22 protein-coding genes are annotated in these 21,802 nt (G+C 70.9%); 10 read left to right on the plus strand and 12 right to left on the minus strand.

Annotated elements, in window-relative coordinates; genetic code table 11:
* Positions 1 to 72: 72 nt before the first annotated feature.
* Both ACFPZ3_RS13585 and ACFPZ3_RS13590 read left to right on the plus strand, forming a co-directional pair.
* The gene (locus tag ACFPZ3_RS13585) at positions 73 to 1,986 is read left to right on the plus strand and encodes a GTPase family protein (protein WP_379514408.1); all 1,914 of its coding nucleotides are present in this window, start codon (positions 73 to 75) and stop codon (positions 1,984 to 1,986) included.
* Positions 1,983 to 3,590, plus strand: a complete 1,608-nt coding sequence (locus ACFPZ3_RS13590; protein WP_379514409.1) for a YfjP family GTPase — start codon at positions 1,983 to 1,985, stop codon at positions 3,588 to 3,590. The genes ACFPZ3_RS13585 and ACFPZ3_RS13590 overlap by 4 nt, the downstream gene beginning before the upstream one ends.
* On the opposite strand, the gene ACFPZ3_RS13595 is transcribed toward ACFPZ3_RS13590, so the two are convergent.
* From ACFPZ3_RS13595 to tdh, 4 genes are read right to left on the minus strand one after another with little or no spacing between them, the layout of a single operon-like run.
* Positions 3,559 to 4,737: an MFS transporter gene (locus tag ACFPZ3_RS13595; protein ID WP_379514410.1), complete on the minus strand. Its 1,179-nt coding sequence runs from the start codon at positions 4,735 to 4,737 to the stop codon at positions 3,559 to 3,561. The genes ACFPZ3_RS13590 and ACFPZ3_RS13595 overlap by 32 nt on opposite strands.
* Before the next feature lie 57 nt (positions 4,738 to 4,794).
* A complete protein-coding gene (locus ACFPZ3_RS13600; protein ID WP_379514411.1) occupies positions 4,795 to 5,697 on the minus strand; it encodes a LysR family transcriptional regulator in 903 nt (300 codons plus the stop codon).
* A gap of 13 nt (positions 5,698 to 5,710) precedes the next feature.
* The gene (locus tag ACFPZ3_RS13605; RefSeq protein ID WP_379514412.1) at positions 5,711 to 6,880 is read right to left on the minus strand and encodes a glycine C-acetyltransferase; all 1,170 of its coding nucleotides are present in this window, start codon (positions 6,878 to 6,880) and stop codon (positions 5,711 to 5,713) included.
* Positions 6,880 to 7,908 (minus strand): L-threonine 3-dehydrogenase, encoded by a 1,029-nt coding sequence (gene tdh / locus ACFPZ3_RS13610; protein ID WP_379514413.1) that lies wholly within the window; start codon positions 7,906 to 7,908, stop codon positions 6,880 to 6,882. Before tdh ends, ACFPZ3_RS13605 begins: the two co-directional genes overlap by 1 nt.
* A 145-nt stretch (positions 7,909 to 8,053) precedes the next feature.
* On the opposite strand from tdh, the gene ACFPZ3_RS13615 reads away from it, so the two are divergent.
* From ACFPZ3_RS13615 to ACFPZ3_RS13635, 5 genes are all read left to right on the plus strand, one after another.
* Positions 8,054 to 9,247, plus strand: coding sequence for a Gfo/Idh/MocA family protein (locus ACFPZ3_RS13615; RefSeq protein ID WP_379514414.1), 1,194 nt, complete (start codon positions 8,054 to 8,056; stop codon positions 9,245 to 9,247).
* Between the two features lie 12 nt (positions 9,248 to 9,259).
* Positions 9,260 to 9,847: an RNA polymerase sigma factor gene (locus tag ACFPZ3_RS13620; RefSeq protein ID WP_379514415.1), complete on the plus strand. Its 588-nt coding sequence runs from the start codon at positions 9,260 to 9,262 to the stop codon at positions 9,845 to 9,847.
* Positions 9,844 to 10,425: a hypothetical protein gene (locus tag ACFPZ3_RS13625; RefSeq protein ID WP_379514416.1), complete on the plus strand. Its 582-nt coding sequence runs from the start codon at positions 9,844 to 9,846 to the stop codon at positions 10,423 to 10,425. Before ACFPZ3_RS13620 ends, ACFPZ3_RS13625 begins: the two co-directional genes overlap by 4 nt.
* Positions 10,426 to 10,547: 122 nt before the next feature.
* Positions 10,548 to 10,793: a hypothetical protein gene (locus ACFPZ3_RS13630; RefSeq protein WP_379514417.1), complete on the plus strand. Its 246-nt coding sequence runs from the start codon at positions 10,548 to 10,550 to the stop codon at positions 10,791 to 10,793.
* The gene (locus tag ACFPZ3_RS13635; RefSeq protein WP_379514418.1) at positions 10,790 to 11,320 is read left to right on the plus strand and encodes a hypothetical protein; all 531 of its coding nucleotides are present in this window, start codon (positions 10,790 to 10,792) and stop codon (positions 11,318 to 11,320) included. The genes ACFPZ3_RS13630 and ACFPZ3_RS13635 overlap by 4 nt, the downstream gene beginning before the upstream one ends.
* 70 nt (positions 11,321 to 11,390) lie before the next feature.
* On the opposite strand, the gene ACFPZ3_RS13640 is transcribed toward ACFPZ3_RS13635, so the two are convergent.
* From ACFPZ3_RS13640 to ACFPZ3_RS13670, 7 genes are all read right to left on the minus strand, one after another.
* Entirely contained in the window at positions 11,391 to 12,467 is a 1,077-nt protein-coding gene (locus ACFPZ3_RS13640; protein WP_379514419.1) for an SPFH domain-containing protein, read from the minus strand.
* Between the two features lie 3 nt (positions 12,468 to 12,470).
* A complete protein-coding gene (locus ACFPZ3_RS13645; protein WP_379514420.1) occupies positions 12,471 to 12,902 on the minus strand; it encodes an NfeD family protein in 432 nt (143 codons plus the stop codon).
* Positions 12,903 to 12,973: 71 nt separating this feature from the next.
* Positions 12,974 to 14,143 carry a L,D-transpeptidase gene (locus ACFPZ3_RS13650; RefSeq protein ID WP_379514421.1) on the minus strand — a complete coding sequence of 390 codons (1,170 nt, stop codon included), beginning with the start codon at positions 14,141 to 14,143 and terminating at the stop codon, positions 12,974 to 12,976.
* Positions 14,144 to 14,216: 73 nt separating this feature from the next.
* Positions 14,217 to 15,320, minus strand: a complete 1,104-nt coding sequence (gene fahA, locus ACFPZ3_RS13655) for a fumarylacetoacetase (protein ID WP_379514422.1) — start codon at positions 15,318 to 15,320, stop codon at positions 14,217 to 14,219.
* Positions 15,321 to 15,372: 52 nt separating this feature from the next.
* Positions 15,373 to 16,146 carry a hypothetical protein gene (locus ACFPZ3_RS13660; RefSeq protein WP_379514423.1) on the minus strand — a complete coding sequence of 258 codons (774 nt, stop codon included), beginning with the start codon at positions 16,144 to 16,146 and terminating at the stop codon, positions 15,373 to 15,375.
* Complete coding sequence (locus tag ACFPZ3_RS13665) at positions 16,143 to 17,312, minus strand: homogentisate 1,2-dioxygenase (RefSeq protein WP_379514424.1); 1,170 nt, start codon at positions 17,310 to 17,312, stop codon at positions 16,143 to 16,145. Before ACFPZ3_RS13665 ends, ACFPZ3_RS13660 begins: the two co-directional genes overlap by 4 nt.
* An 82-nt stretch (positions 17,313 to 17,394) precedes the next feature.
* Complete coding sequence (locus tag ACFPZ3_RS13670) at positions 17,395 to 18,024, minus strand: IclR family transcriptional regulator (protein WP_379514425.1); 630 nt, start codon at positions 18,022 to 18,024, stop codon at positions 17,395 to 17,397.
* 119 nt (positions 18,025 to 18,143) lie between these two features.
* On the opposite strand from ACFPZ3_RS13670, the gene ACFPZ3_RS13675 reads away from it, so the two are divergent.
* From ACFPZ3_RS13675 to ACFPZ3_RS13685, 3 genes are all read left to right on the plus strand, one after another.
* Positions 18,144 to 18,728: a hypothetical protein gene (locus tag ACFPZ3_RS13675; protein ID WP_379514426.1), complete on the plus strand. Its 585-nt coding sequence runs from the start codon at positions 18,144 to 18,146 to the stop codon at positions 18,726 to 18,728.
* A 42-nt stretch (positions 18,729 to 18,770) separates the two neighbouring features.
* Positions 18,771 to 19,946, plus strand: coding sequence for an NAD(P)/FAD-dependent oxidoreductase (locus ACFPZ3_RS13680; RefSeq protein ID WP_379514427.1), 1,176 nt, complete (start codon positions 18,771 to 18,773; stop codon positions 19,944 to 19,946).
* Between the two features lie 98 nt (positions 19,947 to 20,044).
* The gene (locus ACFPZ3_RS13685; RefSeq protein WP_379514428.1) at positions 20,045 to 20,512 is read left to right on the plus strand and encodes a hypothetical protein; all 468 of its coding nucleotides are present in this window, start codon (positions 20,045 to 20,047) and stop codon (positions 20,510 to 20,512) included.
* On the opposite strand, the gene ACFPZ3_RS13690 is transcribed toward ACFPZ3_RS13685, so the two are convergent.
* Positions 20,491 to 21,738: an MFS transporter gene (locus ACFPZ3_RS13690; RefSeq protein WP_379514429.1), complete on the minus strand. Its 1,248-nt coding sequence runs from the start codon at positions 21,736 to 21,738 to the stop codon at positions 20,491 to 20,493. The genes ACFPZ3_RS13685 and ACFPZ3_RS13690 overlap by 22 nt on opposite strands.
* Between the last annotated feature and the right edge of the window lie 64 nt (positions 21,739 to 21,802).

Raw genomic sequence — 21,802 nt, forward strand, 5'->3', positions numbered from 1 at the left:
CGGCCCACCGTAGGCGCGCCACGCCGCTGCCTGCGATGGACCGCTGAACGCGGCCCACCGTAGTTTGGTCCTATGGACCTGCTGGGCGGGCTGGAGTCGCTGCGGCGGCCGCTGGATCGGGAGTTGTTCCCGCTGGCCGTCGGCGAGGCGGAGGCCGACAGGCGCGCGCTGCGGGAGCTGACCGGGCAGCTCGACGACTACCTGCTGCCCCGGCTGCGCGCCCTGGACGCGCCGCTGCTGGCCGTCGTCGGCGGATCGACGGGGGCGGGAAAGTCCACGCTGGTCAACTCGCTGGTCGGGGCCGACGTGGCGGAGCCTGGCGTGTTGCGGCCCACCACGCTGGTGCCCACGCTCGTGGTCAGCGCGGCCGACCGCACCTGGTTCATGGGCCAGAACGTGCTGCCCGGCCTCTCCCGCTCCACCGGCGGCGGCCCAGGAGCGCTGCGCGTGGTCACCTCCGACGCCTTGGGGGCGGGCCTGGCACTGCTCGACGCGCCCGACATCGACTCCGTGGTGACCGCCAACCGGGAGCTCGCCGCCCAGCTCCTGGCCGCGGCCGACCTGTGGTTGTTCGTCACGACCGCCGCCCGGTACGCCGACGAGGTGCCCTGGAGCTTCCTGCGCTCGGCCCGCGAACGCAGCACGGCGCTGGCCCTCGTCCTCGATCGGGTGCCCGCGGAGGCCGTCGAGCCCGTCTCCCGCGACCTGGCCCGCCTGCTCACCGAGAACGGCCTCGAAGGCACCCGCCTGTTCACCGTCCCCGAGGCCGCGCTCCTCGACGAGAAGGCCCGGCTGCCCGCCGCCTACGTCGAGCCCATCTCCGCGTGGCTCACCGGGCTGGCCGCCGACGCGGCGGAGCGGTCCCGGGTCGTACGCCAGACGTTGTCGGGCGCGCTCGACAGCCTGGCCACCCGGGTGCCGTCGCTGGCCGCCGCCGTCGAACGCCAGCAGACCGCCTTCGACGGGCTGCGCTCCATCGTGTCGGGCGCGTACGCGGGCGGGCTGGCCGACTTCGACGAGGGCATGCGGGACGGCTCGTTGTTGCGCGGCGAGGTGCTGGCCCGCTGGCAGGACTTCATCGGCACCGGCGACCTCATGCGCTCCCTGGAGACCCGGGTGGGCTGGCTGCGCGACCGCATCGTCGGCTTCTTCACGGGCCGGGTTCCCGAGGCGCAGCTCAGGGACGCCCTGGAGAGCGGTGTGGAGGCGCTGATCAGGGGCGCCGCCGACGGGTCCGCCGAGCGGGCACTGGAGGGCTGGTCGGCCGCGCCCGGCGGTCCCGGGCTGCTCGACCGGATCGGCGCCGTCGAGGCCGCCCGCCTCGGCCGCGCCTCCGCCGACCTCGGCAAGCGAGCCGAGGCCGCGGTGCGGGGCTGGCAGGAATACGTGCTCGACCTGGTACGCGAGGAGGGCGCCGAACGGCGGACCACCGCCAGGGTGGCCTCGTTCGGGGTGAACGGGGCCGGGTTGCTGCTCATGCTGGCCGTGTTCGCCTCCACCGGTGGGCTGACCGGGATCGAGGTGGGCATCGCGGGCGGGACGAGCGTCCTGTCGCAGAAGTTGCTGGAGGCCGTGTTCGGGGATCAGGCGGTGCGGTCGCTGACCGTGCGGGCCAGGGAGGACCTGCGGGATCGGGTGCGCGGGCTGCTGGAGGAGGAGTCGGGGCGGTTCATGGACCGGCTGGAGACGGTGGAGCCGCCCAGGGGGACGGCCGAGGTCCTGCGTACGGCGGCCGGGCGCATCCGCGACCACCGTGACGAACTGCCCACCGCGGTCACGGCCGAGCTGCCCGCCCTGACCGCTGAGCCACCCGCCCTGGGGAACTCGCGAACCTCCGAGCCACCCGCCCTGGAGGACTCGCGAACCTCCGAGCCACCCGCCCTGGGGAACTCGAGGACGGCTGAGCTGCCCTCTCCGGGAGAGTCGCGGACCGCTGAGCCGCCTCCGCCGGGGGAGACGCGTGACAGTGGTGAGGAGAGGCTGTGAAGCTGCTGCGCCGTAAGGAGGGCCCGTCCCTCGACACCCGGGTGGCCGCGTTGCTGGAGGCGGCCACGCTGGGCGAGGGGCGGCTGCCGGAGGAGGCGGTGACCGGCGCCCGTACGGTCGCGGAACGGGCCGGAGCCCGTCGCGCCCTCTCGATCGACCACACCGTGGCCGCGCTGGCCGGGGCCACGGGCAGCGGCAAGTCCTCCTTGTACAACGCGCTGGCGGGGGACGACCTGGCGGACGTGGGCGTCACCAGGCCCACGACCTCGACCGCCCAGGCGGCCCTGTGGGACGGCGACGGCGCGGGCCCGCTGCTGGACTGGCTGGACATCCAGAAACGGCACTCCGTCGCCATGCCCGACCTGACCGGGCTAGTCCTCCTTGACCTGCCCGACCACGACTCCATCCGCCTGTCCCACCGGCTGGAGGTGGATCGGCTGGTGGAGCAGGTGGACCTGCTGGTGTGGGTGGTGGATCCGCAGAAGTACGCCGACGCCGCCCTGCACGACCGCTACCTGCGCCCGCTCGCCGGGCACCAGGACGTGATGGTGGTGGTGCTCAACCAGGTGGACCGCCTGCCCGCGCACGCCGTGGACCGCTGCCTGCTCGACCTGCGCCGCCTGCTGGACGACGACGGGCTGGCCGGGGTCCCCGTCCTGGCCGTCTCGGCGCGTACGGGGCAGGGCATGGACGAGCTGCGAGCACTCCTGGGGGACCGCGTCTCGGAACGCAGGGCCTGGTCGGACCGCCTGTCAGCGGACATCACGACCGCCGCCGACCACCTGGAGACCACGGAGCACCTGGACGCCGCGGAGGGCAGGCGGATGGTGGGGGCGGAGCGGGCGCTCACCGGGGCGTTGTGCGCGGCGGCCGGGGTGCCGATCGTCGTGGAGGCGGTGGCCAAGGGGCATCGGCATCGGGCCGTGGTCGCCACCGGATGGCCCGTCACCAGGTGGGTCAGGCGGTTCAGGCCCGATCCGCTGCGCAGGCTGCGCATCGACAGGGGCGCGCGGGCGGGCAAGGAGATCGTCGGGCGCACCTCCGTACCGGCGGCTTCTGCTGTGCAGCGGGCGCAGGTCGAGACGGCGATCAGGGACGTCGGTGAGGTGGCCGCGGCCGGGTTGTCCGGGCCGTGGGCGGTGGCGGTGCGGCAGGCGGCCAGGTCGCGCGCCCTCGACCTGGCCGACGCGGTGGATCGGGTGGTGGCCACGACGTCGGCCGGTGCCACGAGGCGGCCCCGGTGGTGGCGGGTGGTGAACCTGTCGCAGTGGCTGGTGTTCGCCGCCATGGTGGCCGGCGCCCTCTGGCTGGGCGGGTTGTTCGGGATGGACTATCTGCGTCTGCCCCAGCCGCCGCTCCCGACCGCAGGTGTCGTGCCGTGGCCGACGGTGCTGCTGGTGGGCGGTGCGCTGGCGGGTGTGCTGATCGCGGTGTTGTCGCGGCTGGCGGCCTGGGCGGGCGGCCGGCGCAGGGCCCGCCGTACGGCCAAGGCCCTGCGCGCGGCCATCGGGCGGGTCGGCAATGAGCTCGTGCTGGAGCCGGTGGAGGCGGAGCTGGACACCTACGGACGTTTCACCGAGGCCCTCGACCTGGCGCGCGCCTGAGCAGCGCGGTCGCCAGTGCCGCCCCCGCCAGGGCGAATGCGGCGGCGGCCAGGAAGGCTCCCGCGGGGCCGAGGCGCTCTCCCAACACGCCGGCCACCGCCGATCCCGCGGCGCCGCCCATCCCGATGGCCGTGGAGACCCAGCCGAACGCCTCCGCCTGTGCCTCTGGCGCGTACTCGTCCACGAGCAGCGAGGCCGTGGTCAGCACCGGATTGATCACCAGCCCACCGGCGAACAAAACCGCCCAGAACAGCGGCAGCGTGCCGATCAGCGCCAGCGGCGCCAGGACGAGCCCGAGCACCAGCATCAACACCACCAGCCGCACCTGAACGGCCGATCCCCAGGAGCGGGCCCCATAGGCGGCGGCCCCCGCGATGCCGCCCACGGACAGCGCCGCCACCAGCAGTCCGGTGGCGGCGGGAATGCCACGGGCGGCGGCCAGCGAGGGCAGGCCCACCTGGAGCGCCCCGATGACGGCGCCCAGCAGCAGCACCACGGCCAGCAGCACGAACATGCGGCGATCGGCGAAGACGCGCCCTCGCCCCCGCGATGACGCGTCAGGGCCCTCCCGCAGCGCCCTGGCGAAGGCGAGCGTGCCGACCCCGGCCGCCGCCGCGACCACGCCGAGAGCCAGCGAGGCCGAGGCCACCGCGATCAGCAGCCCGAACACCAGCGGCCCGACCAGCAGGGCCAGTTCCTGGACCAGGTAGACGAGGCTGTAGGCGGTGGTACGCCCCTCGGCGGCCATCCTGCGGCCCCACTCGATCCGCATGCTGACGGAGATCGGCGGCAGCCCGACGCCCGCGACCCAGGACAGCACCACCATGGGCCACCACGGCCACCCGGTCCTGGCGGAGGCGACCAGCGCCAGCAGCGCCGCCACGTGCAGGAGGGCAGTGGCCGCCAGGACGGGACGGGCTCCGCGCCGATCCATGATCCGCCCCTGCACGGGCCGCCCCATGCCCGCCCCGACGGAGAACGCCGCCGCCGTCACCCCCGCGAGAGCTATCGAGCCGCTCGCGTGTTGCACCACGAGCACGATGCCGACGGGCGCGACCTGCTGCGTGAGCTGCGCCAGGAACCCGAGCACGGCCTGCGCCCCGACCCCTGGCAGGCCGAGCAGCCTGCGGTAAGGAACGCCACCCATAAACGCACATTACTGCCCAAGATCAGCATTTGGGCGCCTTGCCTAGATCGGGGTATTTCAGGTCGTTCCGAGAGATTCTGCGACCGTGCGCAGGGCGGACAGGAGCGGGCGCAGGAGGGGATGGGCGTCGGACCCGCTGCGTACGGCGGCGAAGACCCGGCGTTCCGGCCCCGGCGTGTGGCGCACCGCGACACCCGGCAGCACCATGTCCTTCAGCGCCAGCCGCGGCACCAGCGCCACCCCCGCCCCGGCCCCGACCAGCGCCACCACGGCGCGGAAGTCGTCGGAGCAGTGCACGAGATTCGGCGTGAAGCCCGCCTGCTGACACGCGAACGCGATCACGTCGTGCACGGGATTGCCCGGGTAAGGTCCGATCCAGGTCTCGGTGGCCAGCGACGGCAGCGTGGCGGAGCCGGCCAGCGGATGGTCGTGGGGGAGCACCAAATCGAACGGCTCTGCGTAGAGCGGGCGGCGCGACAACCGGCGGTCGGCGGCGTCGGGCGCACCCCGGTACTCGACCGCGACGGCCAGGTCCGCCTCTCCGTCCAGCAACATGGCCAGGCCTTGGTCGCCTTCGGCGTCGTGGACGCGCACGCGCAGACCGGGAGAGGTGACGCGCAGGGCGGAGATGGCGGGGGAGAGCACGGCGCTGATCGCGGTGGCGAAGCAGGCCACGGTGACCTCGCCCGCCTCGCCCGTGGTGTACGCGGCCACCTCCGCCTGCGCCCGTTCGAGCTGGGCGAGGACCTCGTTGGCGTGACCGAGCATGATCTTGCCGACCGCGGTGAGGTGCACGCCGCGCCCGTCACGGGTGAACAGGCGGTGCCCCACCTCGTGCTCCAGCGCGACGAGCTGCTGGGACACGGCGGAGGGCGTCAGGTGCAGCGCGGCCGCCGCGGCGGTGACCGTGCCGTGGTCGGCCACCGCGCGCAACGTGCGCAGCCGCCGCGTCTCTATCACGCAGCGAGGATACTCAGCTTCGAGCTTGGATGAACGCTCGCACGGCGCGGTCCACGTCCTGCGGCGAGTGCGCCGCCGAGAGCTGCACCCGGATCCTGGCCTGGCCGTGCGGCACGACGGGGTAGGAGAACCCGATCACGTAGATGCCCAGGTCGAGCAGGCGTTCGGCCAGGGCGCCCGCCTCGGCGGCGTCGCCGATCATGACCGGCACGATCGGGTGGTCGCCGGGCAGGATGTCGAACCCGGCCTCGGTCATCTCACTACGGAAGCGGGCGGTGTTGGCGCGCAGCCGCTCCCGGGCGTCGTTCGAGCTCTCCAGCAGGTCGAGGATGCGCAGCGACGCCGAGGCGATGACGGGGGCGAGGGAGTTGGAGAACAGGTACGGGCGCGAGCGCTGACGCAGCAGGTCGCAGATCTCCTTGCGGGCCGAGACGTAACCGCCGCTGGCCCCGCCCAGCGCCTTGCCCAGCGTGCCGGTGACGATGTCGACCCTGTCGGTGACGCCGTGCAGCTCGGGCGTGCCGCGGCCGGTCGGCCCGACGAAGCCGACGGCGTGGGAGTCGTCGACCATGACCATGGCGTCGTACTGGTCGGCCAGGTCGCAGATCTCCCGCAACGGCGCGAGATATCCGTCCATGGAGAACACGCCGTCCGTCACGATCAGCCGCCGCCGCGCCTCCGAGGCCTCCTTCAGCCGCGCCTCCAGCTCGGCCATGTCGCGGTTGGCGTAGCGGAGACGCTGGGCCTTGGACAGCCGGATGCCGTCGATGATGCTGGCGTGGTTGAGCGCGTCGGAGATCACCGCGTCCTGGGCGTCGAGCAGGGTCTCGAACACGCCGCCGTTCGCGTCGAAACAGGAGCTGTAGAGGACGGTGTCCTCCATGCCCAGGAAGTCCGACAGGCGGCCTTCAAGCTCCTTGTGCACCTCCTGGGTGCCGCAGATGAAGCGTACGGAGGCCATGCCGAAGCCCCACCGGTCGAGCGCCTGCTTGGCCGCCTCGACCACCTCGGGCTCGTCGGCCAGGCCCAGGTAGTTGTTGGCGCAGAAGTTCAGGACCTCTCGGCCGGCCACGCTGACCTGGGAGTTCTGCGGGGTGGAGAGCACACGTTCCGGCTTGAGCAGCCCGGCCTCGGTGATCTCTTCGAGCGTCGTACGCAGTTGCTGGCGCACGTTGGTGAACATCAGGCGCTCCAATCCAGAATGACCTTGCCCGTACGGCCGGAGGCGGCCGTGTCGAAGGCGGCGTCGAAGTCCCGGTACGAGAACCGGTCGGTGATCACGGGGGAGAGGTCGAGGCCCTTCTCCAGCAGGACGGACATGTTGTACCAGGTCTCGTACATCTCCCGGCCGTACACCCCCTTGATCGTGATCATGGAGGTGACGACGGTGGACCAGTCGACGGCGAACTCCTCGGCGGGCAGCCCCAGCATGGCGATCTTCCCGCCGTGGGTCATGCTCGCGATCATGTCGCGCACGGCCGCCGGGTTGCCGGACATCTCCAGCCCCACGTCGAAGCCCTCGCGCAGGTGGAGTTGGCGCATGCCCTCGGCGATCGAGGACCTGGAGACGTTCACGGCGAGGGAGACGCCGAGCTTGCCGGCCAGGTCGAGCCGCTCGTCGCTGACGTCGGTGATCATCACGTTGCGCGCGCCGACGTGGGTGGCCACGGCCGCCGCCATCAGGCCGATCGGGCCCGCGCCGGTGATCAGCACGTCTTCTCCGACCAGGGGAAAGGACAGCGCGGTGTGCACGGCGTTGCCGAACGGGTCGAAGACGGCCGCGATGTCGGGGTGGACGGGCACCCGGTGGACCCAGACGTTGGAGGCGGGCAGCGTGAGGTATTCGGCGAACGCGCCGTCCCTGTTGACCCCGAGCCCGACCGTGTTGCGGCACAGGTGGCGGCGGCCCGCCATGCAGTTGCGGCACTTGCCGCACACGAGGTGCCCCTCGCCGCTGACGAGGTCGCCGACGGAGATGTCCTCGACGCCCGGCGCCACCTCGACCACGTGGCCGGAGAACTCGTGCCCGACGATGAGCGGGAGCTTCAGTGTGTGCCGCGCCCAGTCATCAAATTTCCGTATATGCAGGTCGGTGCCGCAAATGCCGGTACGCAGGACCCGGATCTTCACCTCGCCGGGCCCCACCGTCGGCTCCGGCACGTCCACCAGCAGGAGGCCGGGCTCCGCCCTCTCCTTGACCAGCGCTTTCATGGCTCCACTTCCCCCTCGTACGAACCTAACGCACTGTGCCCGCTCCGCTCGGGACGTGTCCATCGAGGACTTCTTAAGTGCCCCCACAGCTCCGCTTCACGCGACCTTGTTGAATAGGTCTATAGCTCCACAGAAAGGGACACCAGTGGACGACTTGCGCATCGGAGTCATCGGCCTCGGCCTGCGTACCAGCCTCGCCTTGGCCGCGCACCGGCCCGGCAGCGGCGCGACCGTGGCCGCCCTGTGCGACGTGGACCCGGCCGTGCTCAAGAGGCAGGCCGGCGCGTTCGACGCGGAGTTCCTGACCGACGACCACCGCAAGCTGCTCGACCGCCCCGACCTCGACGCGATCGTGGTCAACACGCCCGACGACACGCACGAGCGGCTCGCGATCGACTGCCTCAGGGCGGGCAAGGCCGTCTACCTGGAGAAGCCGATGGCCATCACGGTGGAGGGCTGCGACGCCATCCTCCGCGCCGCCCGCGAGAGCGGGACCCGCCTGTACGTGGGGCACAACATGCGGCACATGGGCGTCGTACGCCTGATGCGCGACATCATCCGGCGGGGCGTCATCGGGGTCCCCAAGACCGTCTGGGTGCGCCACTTCGTCTCCTACGGCGGCGACTACTACTTCAAGGACTGGCACGCCGACCGCACGCGTACGACCGGGCTGCTCCTGCAGAAGGCGGCGCACGACCTCGACGTGATCCACTGGCTCGCCGGCGGCTACACCACCAGGGTGAACGCCTTCGGCGACCTCATGCTCTACGGCGACCTGCCCCGCCGGACGCCCGGCACGCCGCGCCCCGAGGGCTGGCTCCAGGAGTACGAGTGGCCGCCCGCCACCCGCACGGACCTCAACCACGTCGTGGACGTCGAGGACGTGTCGGTCATGAACATGCGCCTGGACAACGGCGTCATCGCCGCCTACCAGCAGTGCCACTTCTCCCCCGACTACGTGCGCAACTACACGGTGATCGGGACCGAGGGGCGGCTGGAGAACTTCGGCGACGGGCCGGGGGACACGGTCAAGGTCTGGAACACGGGGCCGACCGGGTATCGGGACGATTGCGACATCGCGTACAAGGTGCCCGCGGCGCGCGGCACGCACGGGGGCGCGGACGCCGAGATCATGACGGAGTTCCTCAGGTTCGTCAGGGAGGGCGGGACGACGGACACCTCGCCGGTGGCCGCGCGGATGAGCGTGGCGGCCGGCTACATGGCCACGATGTCGCTGCGGGACGGCGGCATGCCGTACGACGTGCCGGAGCTGGACGCGGGCCTGGCGGCGTACTTCGACAACGGCCAGCGGGAACCCGGGGCCGAGACCGGACAGTAACCATATGTGGATATGTCGATACGCGCCCGCATTCGTGACGGGGACCAGGCGGCGTTCGGGCAGCTCTTCGACGAGTGCTCGAAGGCCGTCTACAACCACGCCTTCCGCCTGACCGGCAACTGGTCCACCGCCGAGGACATGATGGCGCTGACGTTCCTGGAGGCGTGGCGGTTACGTACGAGGATCGACGAGGAGGGCGGCTCGCTGAAGCCCTGGCTGCTCGGCATCGCGACCAACGTCACCCGCAACCAGCGCCGCGCCGCCCGCCGCCACGACGACGCCCTGGCCAGGCTGCCCCGGGGCGAGGCGGTGCCCGACTTCGCCGAGGAGGTCGTGGGCCGCATCGACGACGCCGAACGCCTGGCCGCCATCCGCCAGGCCTACGGCCGGCTGCGCCGCCAGGAGCAGGACGTGTTCGCCTTGTGCGTGTGGGCGGGCCTCGACTACGCCCAGGCGGCCGAGGCGCTCGGCATCCCGGTGGGCACGGTCAGGTCCCGGCTCTCCCGCGCCCGCAGAAAACTCGCCGACGCGGGGGAACCTCCCCCGGCGAGGCGACAGGTAGTTGGTGACCGTGGCCCCGAGAAGGAGGAGATCCGATGAACTGGCCGGCCGAACGCGATCTTCCCGAGGGGCGTCGCCGACTGCTCAAGGAGTTCGTGATGACCGAGATCGACCAGGCGCCCCGCAAGCGACGCCTTCCCCGCCTGGCCCTCCTCGCCCCCGCCCTGGGCCTGGCGGCCGCCGCCGCGGTGGCCGTACCGCTGCTCTTCGGCGGCGCGCCCGCCTACGCGGTGACCAAGGGGCCCGACGGCCTGATCCACATCACCATCAACGAGGCCAAGGACTCGCAGCGGCTTCAGGAGGAGCTGCGGGACATGGGCGCGAACGTGACCGTGGACTACATCCCCATGGGCAAGAAGTGCAGCCCGCAACCCCGAGCCGCCCGCTTCCTCACCCCCGAGGAGGCGAACCTGGTCGTCTGGCCCACGCCTGAGGAGTACGGGCCGGGCTACACCATCGATCCCCGCGTGATCGGCCCGGGGCAGACCGGGGTGCTGGAGTTCAGCTCCTCGGAGATCAACGGCGGCGTCGTCGCCGGCATCTGGGCCAAGGTGGCCGAGGGGCCGATCGCGGCCTGCGCGCTCGTGGACACCACGGAGGCGCCCCTGTCCCACTGACCTCTGAGATGATGCCCGTCACACGACAGAGCGTGTGGCGGGCATCGCCGTGCGTAATTAAGTGGGGGCTCCAGGGCTGGATTTTCCGTTGTGGCCATGCAACACTGTTGCAAGGTTGGCACATGGTTAGTCGAGGAAGACATCAGCACAACGAGATCAACGCGGCGATCAAGCGCATTCGCAAGATCGATTCGTTGCTTGTGGTGGAAAGCCACAACGGCCACCGCTGGGGATGGGTTGAATGCGTCTGTGCTACCACGCGCTACAAGATCTGGTGCACGCCGCGCAACCCGGGGGACCACGCGAATGACATTCTCCGGTGGGTCGACGAGCACGCGGCGTGCGGTGCTAGCGAGGAGGAGTCATGACAACCTGGAACTTTCGCATCACGCTCAATCGCGAGCCTACTGACGCGGAAACGGACGCTCTCTACGAGGCAGGTCTGGATGACTGCGCGATAGGAGGAAGCCCGGACGGCAGTGTGCAACTCAGATGCGACCGCGAGGCCCCGAACCTCCTGGACGCCATCGCCTCAGTGCTCACCGACCTCAGGAAGGTCGAGGGCATATGGGCGATCGGCGTCGGTCAAGGGGACGGGGTGACGCTGGGCGATGCGGCGCGCCGTCACGGGGGCCGCACGCAGGCCAGCATGCGGCAGCTCGCCACCGGTCAGCGCGGTCCCGGGGGATTCCCCGCCCCCGTCATCGAGGCCGACAACATCAGCATCTACTCCTGGGCCGAGATCTCAGAGTGGCTGCGCACCACGATGAGAGACGACATCCCGCCGATGAACCGTGACATCGTCGTCGCCGACGCGGCGGTCAAACTGGCCTGCCGTGCCCGGGACTCCCACCAGGAGGCCGAAGTGCGTCATATCTACGAGATCGCTTCCTGATTCTGGCGGCCGGCTCACTCCTCAACTGACCTACCGGCCGCCGGGAACAGCACTTCTCGACATCGCACCCTCAGCGCTCGGCCTCCGTCGCCTTCTTGTCCAGGTCCGGGAACGGGGAAGGCTCCTCGACCTTCTGGGCGATCTGCCGGGGCCCGTTCGGGCTCTCCGCGTCCTGGGCGTCCGCGACCGCCTCGGCCGCCGCCTCCGAGGCCTTGGCCACTTCCGCGTCCGCCTCCGAGGCCCTGGGGACCTCGTCCAGCGTGGCGGCCGAGCGGGGCAGAGCCTCGGTGAACGCCTTCGAGACGCCCTGCAGCGCCGAGGTGACCTCGCTGGGGATCACCCAGAACGTGTTGTTCGGGCCCTGCGCGAGTTGCGGCAGCACCTGGAGATACTGGTAGGCCAGCAGCTTCGGGTCGGGGTCGTTGCGGTGGACCGCCTGGAAGACCTGGTCGATGGCCCGCGACTGGCCTTCGGCCTCCAGGATGGCGGCCGTGCGCTGGCCCTCCGCGCGCAGGATGCTGCTCTGCTTGTCGCCCTCCGCCGTGAGGATCTGCGACTGCCGCTGACCTTCGGCGTTCAGGATGGCGGCGCGCTTGTCGCGCTCGGCCCGCATCTGCTTCTCCATCGCGTCCTTGATGGTCTTCGGCGGGTCGATGGCCTTGATCTCGACGCGGTTGACGCGCAGGCCCCACTTGCCGGTGGCCTCGTCGAGGACGCCGCGAAGCTGGCTGTTGATGGTGTCGCGGGAGGTCAGGGTCTTCTCCAGGTCCATGGAGCCGACCACGTTACGCAGCGTGGTGACCGTGAGCTGCTCGACGCCCTGGATGTAGTTGGCGATCTCGTACGCCGCCGCCCGCGGGTCGGTGACCTGGAAGTAGAGGACGGTGTCGATCTCGACGACCAGGTTGTCCTCGGTGATGACCGGCTGGGGGCGGAAGGAGACGACCTGTTCGCGCAGGTCGATCATGGTGTAGACGTGGTCGACGTATGGGATGACGAAGCTCAGTCCCGGCTTGAGGGTGCGGTGGTAGCGGCCTAGGCGCTCGACGTTGCGGGCACGGGCCTGCGGGACGATCCGTACGGCTTTGAGCAGGGTGATGACCGCGAACAGTATGACGAACAGTCCGACCAGCAACAGCGGATCCATGGATCACTCCCGGGGATATACAAGGGCGGTAGCCCCTTCGATCTCGATGATGTCGACGGTCGCCCCCGTGGGGATCACCAGGGTTTCGTCGTATGCGCGCGCCGACCATTCCTCGCCGCCGATGCGCACCCGACCGTCTCGGCCCGTCACCTCGGCTACGACGTAGGCGGGCTTCCCGACCAGTGCTTCCACGCCGAACCGCTGCAGCGGCGGCTGCCTGATATGGCGCATCGCGATCGGCCTGAGCACGAGCAGGCCCGCCGCGGAGGATACGGCGAAGAAGAACAACTGCAGGGGAACGGGCAATCCGATGGCCGCGGTCGCGGCGGTGAGTAGCGCCGCCGCCCCCAGAAGACCGAGTGAGGCCGTGAGTGTGAATATCTCGGCCACGCCGAGGACGACTGCGAGGATTACCCAGATGATCCATTCATCCATGTCCGGCCCTCCTAGTAGGACAACGGGCCTGAGGTCGCGAGTGGTTCCCCTCTCCTACCGTAATCCCGATATCAACCCTTCGGCACCCCGTCGTCGGTGGCGTCGGTTTCGGGTAGTGCGCTTCCCCGCCGCCATTTCTCCCACGGGAGTTGCCAGAAGCCCCATCCGTTGTCCCATGCGAGCGGGCGCTGGGTGCCGGTGATGGTGACCGGGTCGCCGCGCAGGGACGAGGCGTAGAACCAGGCTGCCTGGTCAGGCCGGGCGTTGACGCAGCCGTGACTGACGTTTTCCCTGCCCTGCGCCCACACGTTGTCTTTGGCGTGCACATATTCGCCGCTGTTGGAAATGCGCACCGCGTGGTCGATCATCAGGTCGTAGAAACCGGGGTCGCCTTTCTCGCGGCCGGGGGAGATCATGCGGACCGGGTTGCCTTTGTCCATGGTCAGGTGGACGCCGCTGGTCGTCGTGTATTCCTCGGTGGTGGCCATGCCGGCGCTGATGGGCATGCGCTGGACGATCTCGCCGTCGCGGTCGACGGTCATCTGGTGGGTGCCGGCGTTGATCGTGGTGGTCTGATCGCGCCCGACGGTGAAGGTGAAGGTGGAGTCGGCGGCGCCGTAGAGGCCGTCGCCTCCGCGTACGCCGGCCAGGTGCGCGGTCACCGTGACCCGCTGCCTGGGCCCCCAGAACCGCCGGGTGCGGTAGATGACCTGCGTGTCGCCTGTCCACCGCCAGGCGCCCTCGACCGGCTGCTGCGCGGTGACCTCCAGCGCCCGCTCGACGGCCGCCTTGTCCTGCACCGGCGCGTCGAAGTCGATGATGATCGGCATGCCGGTGCCGACCGTCTCGCCGGGCAGCGGCGCGGTCGAGGCCACCTGGAACGTCTTCTCGGGCATGCGGGTGCGGACCCGGCCCATCGCCACCGTGGCGGGCGCCCCCTTGCGCGTCGCGGTGGCGGTCACCGTGTATTCGGTGGCGGGTTTCAGTGTCCAGTTCGTCCGCCACGTCGTGCGGGACCCGTCGAGCCGGCCGGACACCGGCTCCCCGCTCTGGTAGACGAGCACCTGGCTGAGCGTGCCGCCGTGCGCCTTGATCACCAGGCCGTGGTCGGGGCGGGCGTGCTTGGCGTCGAACGGCGGCCATACCTGCACGACGGGCGGCGCGGCCGTGGTCTCGCCTGCGCCGGAACTACAGCCACAGACCAGGAGAAAGGCGACACAGAGCATCGCGGCACGCCGCATGTGACTCCTGCTTTCCGAGGGAAGGGGTGCCCCAAGGGTAGCGGTGAGTCATCACGCAAGCACGTCGAGTCACTTATCCGACAGTTCCGGAAACTTCCCCCATTGTCAGGCCCGCCGCGGTGGCGCGGATGGTGACCGTGTCCCCGTCCTGCAAAAACGCGCGCGTCTCGCCGCCCGCCAGCTTGAGCGGGTCCGTGCCGTTCCAGGTCAGCTCGATGAACGAGCCCTGCTCGCCCCGCTCGGCGCCCGAGATCGTGCCGCTGGCGAACAGGTCTCCCGTACGCAGGCGGGCCCCGTTCACCGTCATGTGCGCGAGCATCTGGTCAGGCGTCCAGTACATGGCCGAGTACGGAGGCCGCGACACCACCTCGCCGTTGAGCAGCACCTCCAGGGCGATGTCCAGCCCCCAGTCGGCCTGCCTGCGCAGGTAGCCGGCCGGCTCGGGGTCCTGGAGGCGTCCGGGAATCCTGGGCAGCGCCTCCAGCGGCGTCACCCAGGGCGAGATCGACGTGGCGAACGACTTGGCCAGGAACGGCCCCAGCGGCACGTACTCCCACGACTGGATGTCACGCGCGCTCCAGTCGTTGACCAGCGTCACCCCGAACACGTGGTCCTCGAACGCCCCGGCCGGCGAGCCCATCGCGGTCGGCACGCCCACCACGAAGCCCAGCTCCGCCTCCATGTCGAGCTTCTGGCACGGGCCGAAGGTCCCCTTCCCGAGCTGGCCCTGAGGCCGCCTGACCGGCGTGCCCGACACCACGACGGTGCCCGACCTGCCGTGGTAGCCGACGGGCAGGTGGCGCCAGTTCGGCTGCAGGGGCTCGGTGCCGGGGCGGAAGATCTGGCCGATGTTGCTGGCGTGTTCGAGCGAGCAGTAGAAGTCGACGTAGTCGGCCACCTCGAAGGGCAGGTGGAGGCGTACCTGGTCGAGCGGGACGAGGTGCGCCTCGGTGACGGAGACGTCGCCGGTGAGCTTGTTCTGGATCAGCGTCCTGGTGTCGTGCCAGGCCGCGCGGCCCCTGGCCATGAACGGGTTGAGCGTGGGGGCGGCGAAGACCTCGTCGTGCAGGGCGGGGGCCAGGTCGAGCACCTTGTCGCCGTACCGGACGCCGACCCTGGGCCGCTCACCGGGACAGGAGAAGACGCCGTACGGCAAATTGTCCACACCCCAAGTCACAGGCCCTCCTTCGCCAAGGTGCTGTGCCTGATGGTTCGCTCGCTCCGCTCGCTCACAGACCCTCCTCCGACTCGATCAGTCCCAGCGCGCGCAGGTCCTCCAGGGGCGCGCAGGTGTTGCACGAGCCGTAGCTCACCAGCAGCCGCCGCGCCCGCGTCGCGGTCTCCTCATGTACGGCCCTCGCCATCTGCACGAGATTGCCCACGTCGGTGGTGCGCAGCACCGGCACCGGGTCCCTGTCCTCCACAGCCTCGCAGACGGCCAGCAGCAGGTTGAGGAAGCCGTGCCGGTCCACGCCGAGCGTGGGGTCGAAGTGGCGTACGGCGTGGTGCAGCCCGGCGGTGGCCTTGAACGGGATGCCGCTCTCCGCGCAGGACCTGATGAACTGCCCGAGATGTTCCGCATGCGGGAACTTGTCGGCTGTCATACCGCCGCAACGCACCTTCAGCCCGACGCCGTCCGGCACGTCCATGGCCAGCTTGCGCGGCGGGACCTCGGCGAACAGGCGCACCCCTGCCGGCAGCCTCAGCTGCTCGGCCAGCGCCTCGGCGGAGGTGTCCGGTGGGAGCGTCGTCTCGACGTAGTCCACGGGGAGGTCGTCGAAGCGGGGCAGCTCCGAGGTGTCCAGGATCAGCCCGATCCGCCGCGGCCGGTAGTCGATGCCGCGCAGCCGGTCGAGCCGGCTGGCCGGGCACAGGAAGCGGTGCGTGAGCACCTCGCTGCCCCGCTCCAGGTCCCGCCGGTTGCGGGACAGTGCCTCGTTCATGTGCAGGGACGTAGGCGGGAACAGGCCCGCGTCGTCCACCAGTGCGCTGAAAAGGATCATCGTGCCCAGGTCCACGCGTAGCCGGGATCCTCGCAGGACAGGGCGCCCTGGCCGAGGTCGAGCGGGCGGAACGTGTCCACCATGACGGCCATCTCGCTCGTCGTCGTGACGCCGCGCGAGACCGCGTCGATCACCGCCTCCACCGCTCCGGGCTGCGGCCCGTGGGTGAAGCCGGCGGGATGCAGCGAGATCGAGCCGACGTCGATGCCGGAGCCCGCCCTCGCCGAGTAGTCGCCGCCCACGTAGAACATGAACTCGTCGGAGTCCACGTTGTGATGGTTGTACGGGATCGGGACGGCCTCCGGATGGTAGTCCAGCGGCCGGGGACAGAACGAGCACACCACGAACCCCGGCCCCTCGAACGTCTGGTGCACCGGCGGCGGCGCGTGCGTCCTCTTCACGATGGGCTCGAAGTCGTTGATGTTGAACGCGAAAGGATAGAGGTAGCCGTCCCAGCCCACGACGTCGAACGGGTGGTGGCGGTAGACGAGCCTGCTCAGCCCGCCGCGCGTGCGCACCAGGACCGGCACCTCCTCGCCCTCGACCACGTAAGGCTCGGCGGGACCGCGCAGGTCGCGCTCGGAGTAGGGCGCGTGCTCCAGGAGCTGCCCGTGTTGCGACAGGTAGCGCTTGGGCGGCCTGATGTGCCCGCCCGCCTCGATGGCCAGCACGTTGACCGGCCCGTCGGGCACCCAGCGGTGGATGGTGCCGGTGGGGATGACGACGTAGTCGCCCTCGCCTGCCTCGATCACGCCGTAGGTGGACTCGAAGCGCACCCGCCCGCGCTGGACGTAGACGCACTCGTCGCCCATGGAGTTGCGGTAGAGCTCGCTGGGCCGGTCGCTGGTGGCGTACGACAATCGGACGTCGCTGTTGCCTCCCAGCAGCTGGCGGCCGGAGACCAGGTCGCCCGTGCTGATCAGCTCCTGGGTGCGGAAGTGGCGCGGTGAGAGCGGCAGGTTGGGCTCCAGCCGGGTCTCCATGACCGGCGTGACCGCCTCCGCCTTGATGATCGCGGTCGGCAGGTGGCGGTGGTAGAGCAGCGAGGAGTCGGACGAGAAGCCCTCCTCGCCCATCAGCTCCTCGGCGTAGAGACCGCCGTCCGGCCGTCTGAACTGCACATGCCGCTTGCGCGGCACCTCTCCCACGACCCGGTAGTACGGCATCCCGGCCCCTCCATGCCTGTCCGACTATCGGACGGACGTGTCCTATATCTGTAAACTACCGTCCGCTTTCGGCTTGGAGATGTCAACCCAGCACGGCGGTCAGTTCGGCCGCGGCGGCCACCACCTGCGGCCCGGTCGACTCCTCCAGTGGCCCGAACGTCACCACCCCCACCGACGCCTCCAGCCACGGCAGCCCTGTCACCGGGGCGGCGACGCCTCGCGCTCCCTCCTGCAACTGCCCCTCCGACACGAAGTAGTCGTGCCGCCCGTCGCGCAGCGCGAGAATCGCCTGGCCGGCCGCCCCTTTGGCCAGCGGATGGCGCGAGCCCTCGCGGTAGGCCACGTGCATGTCGGTCCAGGACGGCTCCACCACCGCCACGGCCAGCCCGTCGTCGCCCTCGGCCACGGTCAGGTGCGCGGTCGCGCCCACCTGCTCGGCCAGCCGCCGCAACGTCGGCACCGCCGCGGCGCGGAGCAGCGGTTGTACGGCCTGGGCCAGCGCCAGCACCCCGAACCCGAGATGCACCCGCCCCTCGGCGTCCCTGCGGACGAATCCCTCGCTCAGCAAGGTCGTCAGCAGCCGGTAGACCACGGGCCGGCTCAGCGAGAGCTCGCTGCTCAGCTCGGTCGGCGTGCGCGGGCCCTTGCCGTCGGCGAGCAGTCTCAGCAGGCGGAGCCCGCGTTCCAGGGTCTGAGCTGATTCAGCGGCCATGCGACCGATTATCTAGTGACGCTGCGCGGTTAAGGGGGTACGTATCGGCATAGAAGAGCCGGGGGGTAATCATGCGGCAATGGTGGGGTCTCCTGCTTGCCGGGTTGGCCGTGTGTGCCTTGTCCTCTGCCCTGCCCTCCCTCACCGCCTCCCCACCCACCATGCCCCTGGCGAACAGGACCCCGCTCAACCCCTCGAACCAGAGCCTGGTGGAGGACACCTTCTACGTCACCGAGGGCATCGAGGTGAGCAAGTGGCTGCTGCCCACCGCGAAGGGCGTCACCTTCCGCCCCGCCTACCTCGCCGTCGGGATCAAGGTCGACCAGAGCGGCCGCCTCTACGGCAAGCCGCAGCGCTCGGGCACCTACGTCGTCCCCGTCCAGGTCTGCTCGGAAGGCTCCTGCCGGCAGCAGGACCTCACGCTCGTGGTGGCGGCCAACGTGCCGTGGGAGCCGCGTGAGCTGACCTTCCCCGGCAAGGCGGGCGCGGCGCTGAACGGTGAGATCGGCATCAACGGCGGACCCCGCGGGGTGGTGCCCACGTTCACGGTGACCGACTACGCCAAGGTGCCCAAGGGCGTGAGCATCGGCCCCGACGGGCACGTGGGCGGGGTGCCGGCGGGCCCGGGCATCTCGGAGGTGCCGGTGCGGATCTGCGTGGCGGGCAACTGCGCGGGCGTCGTCGTCCGGCTCATCATCGTGTGACGGCTCTTGCGGCGGCCCCTGGTCGGAGGTCACCGTGGACTCATGAAATCGGTCATTGTGGTCGGAGCAGGCATTTGGGGGTCGTCACTGGCCTTGCGGCTGGCCGAGACCGGCTGGCGGGTGACGCTGGTCGAACAGCACAAACCAGGGCACCTACGGCAGGCCAGCGCGGGCGAGACCCGGCTGCTGCGTTGCTCGCACGGCGACGACGACTGGTACGCCCGCCTCGCCTGGCAGGCACGCGAAGACTGGCTGCGGCTGGGTGAGCGGGCCGGCGAGGAGTTGTACCAGGAAGCGGGCATGCTCTGGTTCGCTGGGACGCCGGACGGCTGGGAGCACGCCAGCGCCCGAGTCCTGAAAAATCTGGACATCGAGTTTGAAGTGCTGGACCCGTCCGACGGCGGCCGGTTCTTCCCCGACTTCCGCGGCGACGACCTCAGCTTCCTGCTCTGGGAGCCGCACGCCGGCGTGATCAGGGCCAGGCGGGCCACCCAGGTGATCGCGGGGCTGGCCCAGGCGGCCGGGGCACGACTGGTCAGGGCGCGGGCGGTGCCCCCAGCAGGTGACGCCGCGGGGGGCACGGCAGGAGACATGGCGGCGGGCATCGCAGGAGACATGGCGGGGGGCGCGGCGGTCGAGATCGACGGTGAGACACGGCACGCCGACCGGGTGGTGTGGGCGTGCGGCGCGTGGCTGCCCGAGTTGTTCGACCGGCTGCCGATCACCGTGACCAAGCAGGACACGCTGCACTTCGCGGTGCCGTCCGCGTGGTCGCTCCCCGAGACGCCGGCCTGGGTGGACCACGGCGCCTCGGCCTACGGGCACGGCGACGTGGACGGGGTGGGCATGAAGGCGACCTCCGACGCGGAGGGGCCGCCGTACGAGCCGGAGCACGGCGCGCGGGTGGTCGACGCGGTCAGCGTCGAGCGGGCCAGGCACTATCTGCGGCGCAGGTTCCCCTCGCTGGAGCGGGCGCCGCTGCTGTTCAGCCAGGTCTGCCAGTACGCGCTCACCCCCGACGCCGAGTGGCTGCTGGCGCGGGCCGCGCCCGGGGTGTGGCTGCTGGGCGGGGACTCCGGGCACGGGTTCAAGCACGCCCCGGCGCTGGCCGCGTACGTGGCGGGGGTGCTGGACGGCGAGTACGAGCCGGAGCCGCGCTTCGGCCTGCACGCGCGTACCCCCTCACGCGGGCTGAGGACGAGCGGCGAGGTCTGGTAGGGCGCTCCCCACCCGAACTCGGGGGACGGCGGGCATGATCCCGGCGGGGTCGGCGGCGGACACTTCAAGGACAGAACCGCACGTCAAGGAGTCCTGCCATGACCACTGTCACCGAGATCCGCCGGACAGAACAGCCGCCGCCCGTCGTGCACACCGCCGCCATGCTCTGGTTGGCGGCGGTCGCGTTCGGCGCGTTCGAGACCGTACTGATGATCACCAGCACGCTGTACGAGGGCGAGGCGCTCGCCGGGCTGCTGCCGGGCGCCGGGTTCCGGCTGGCCGTGTTCGCCGGGGCGGTCTTCCTGGCGCTGCGGCTCAAGGGTGGGGCGGACTGGGCGCGCTGGGTGCTGGCCGGGACGCTCGGCGTGTTCGGCACGCTCTCGCTCGTGGTCGGGCCCGCGCAGTGGTTGCTGGCGGGCGGCTCGATCGCCGAGGCCGTGGCGGGGGCGGATGCCGTGGGCTGGGCGTTCGCGGCCAGCCGGATCATGCACGTCGTGACCGTGCTGGGGGCGGTGGCCCTGATGTTCCAGCCCAGGGCCAACGCCTACTTCAGGTCGGCGGTCTGAAGCCGGGGCGCGCGCAGGTTCCGCACCCCCGGCGACAGCAGGGCGGCCAGCGTGGACAGCACGACGATGACCGCGCAGCCGAGCAGCGACTCCTCGGTGCCGAAGAACGTCGCCGCGGGCGCGGCCAGCAGCAGCCCGATCGGGCCGAACATCATCGACCCCAGCACGTCGTACGAGCTGACCCGCGACAACGACTCGGCCGGGATCTCGCGCTGCATCGTGGTCTGCCAGAGCACGCCGAACACGTCGAAGGAGACCCCGAGCACGAAGGCCCCGGCCACGATCGCCCAGATCGGCGCGTCGAACCCGAGCAGCACGTACGGCAGCGCGGCCGGGAAGCAGAGCAGCACCGCCACCAGGACCGGGCGGCGCGGCCGCAGGCGCAGCGACACCAGCACCCCGGCGATCGTCCCGACGGCCTCGCCCGTCAGGAACGCCGACCAGGCCAGCGGCCCGCCCAGTGTCTCCTTGGCCAGCAGCGGGCCGAGCACGCCGTGCCCGGCCTGGATGGCCATGACCATCAGCGAGAACTGCGCGACGACCACCCAGATCCACTGCCGCGACCTGAACTCCCGCCAGCCGTCACGCAGGTCGGCCAGCATCGAGTGGGCCTCGCCGCGGGGCCGCTCGCCCGGCTTGAGCCGCAACTGCGCGATCAGCAGCCCGGCCACCGCGAACATCGCGCCGCTCGCCATGAGCGCCCAGCCTCCGCCGAACAACACGACCGTGCCGCCACCGAGCACCGCGCCCAGCACTCGGGAGGCGTTCGCGCCCAGGGCGAGCAGCGCGTTGCCGGTCTGCAGCCGGTCGGTGGGGACGATCTCGGGGATGATCCCGGTCAGGGCCGGGAACGTGATCGCCGTGGAGATCCCGGCCAGCGCCGCCGCCGCGCTCAGCGCGGGCAGCGGGGTCCAGCCGGTGAGCATCATCACCGCCAGGGCGAACCACCCGGCCGCCATGAGGAACTCTCCGGCCATCATCACCCGCTGGCGCGGCAGCCGGTCCGCGATCACGCCGCCGACCAGCATGAACACGAGCATGGGCAGCGCCTCGGCGGTGAGCACCACGGACAGGGTCGAGGCGGTGGCCCCGGGCAGGCCGAGCACGCCGAACGCCAGTGCCACGGGGGCGAACGAGCTGCCCAGCATGGAGATGGTCCGCGCCGTCAGCAGGAGAGCGAAGCGGCGGTCCCGGAGCAGCCCGAGATCGCCGAGATAACTGTGCACTGGCGCAAACCCCCTGAAAAAGTGCCAAACTTCGCCATTCTCCCGCAACTCACAGCCCGTGTCG

Source organism: Nonomuraea insulae (genome assembly GCF_042656245.1).

Bases quoted from the DNA above. Each gene is read 5' to 3' on its own strand.
- ACFPZ3_RS13660 (WP_379514423.1), bottom strand. From the start codon at position 16,146: ATGATCCTTTTCAGCGCACTGGTGGACGACGCGGGCCTGTTCCCGCCT.
- ACFPZ3_RS13625 (WP_379514416.1), top strand. From the start codon at position 9,844: ATGAACTGGCCGGCCGAACGCGATCTTCCCGAGGGGCGTCGCCGACTG.
- ACFPZ3_RS13630 (WP_379514417.1), top strand. From the start codon at position 10,548: ATGGTTAGTCGAGGAAGACATCAGCACAACGAGATCAACGCGGCGATC.
- tdh (WP_379514413.1), bottom strand. From the start codon at position 7,908: ATGAAAGCGCTGGTCAAGGAGAGGGCGGAGCCCGGCCTCCTGCTGGTG.
- ACFPZ3_RS13605 (WP_379514412.1), bottom strand. From the start codon at position 6,880: ATGTTCACCAACGTGCGCCAGCAACTGCGTACGACGCTCGAAGAGATC.
- ACFPZ3_RS13635 (WP_379514418.1), top strand. From the start codon at position 10,790: ATGACAACCTGGAACTTTCGCATCACGCTCAATCGCGAGCCTACTGAC.
- ACFPZ3_RS13645 (WP_379514420.1), bottom strand. From the start codon at position 12,902: ATGGATGAATGGATCATCTGGGTAATCCTCGCAGTCGTCCTCGGCGTG.
- ACFPZ3_RS13640 (WP_379514419.1), bottom strand. From the start codon at position 12,467: ATGGATCCGCTGTTGCTGGTCGGACTGTTCGTCATACTGTTCGCGGTC.
- ACFPZ3_RS13680 (WP_379514427.1), top strand. From the start codon at position 18,771: ATGAAATCGGTCATTGTGGTCGGAGCAGGCATTTGGGGGTCGTCACTG.
- ACFPZ3_RS13595 (WP_379514410.1), bottom strand. From the start codon at position 4,737: ATGGGTGGCGTTCCTTACCGCAGGCTGCTCGGCCTGCCAGGGGTCGGG.
- ACFPZ3_RS13670 (WP_379514425.1), bottom strand. From the start codon at position 18,024: ATGGCCGCTGAATCAGCTCAGACCCTGGAACGCGGGCTCCGCCTGCTG.
- ACFPZ3_RS13650 (WP_379514421.1), bottom strand. From the start codon at position 14,143: ATGCGGCGTGCCGCGATGCTCTGTGTCGCCTTTCTCCTGGTCTGTGGC.
- ACFPZ3_RS13620 (WP_379514415.1), top strand. From the start codon at position 9,260: ATGTCGATACGCGCCCGCATTCGTGACGGGGACCAGGCGGCGTTCGGG.
- ACFPZ3_RS13665 (WP_379514424.1), bottom strand. From the start codon at position 17,312: ATGCCGTACTACCGGGTCGTGGGAGAGGTGCCGCGCAAGCGGCATGTG.
- ACFPZ3_RS13585 (WP_379514408.1), top strand. From the start codon at position 73: ATGGACCTGCTGGGCGGGCTGGAGTCGCTGCGGCGGCCGCTGGATCGG.
- ACFPZ3_RS13685 (WP_379514428.1), top strand. From the start codon at position 20,045: ATGACCACTGTCACCGAGATCCGCCGGACAGAACAGCCGCCGCCCGTC.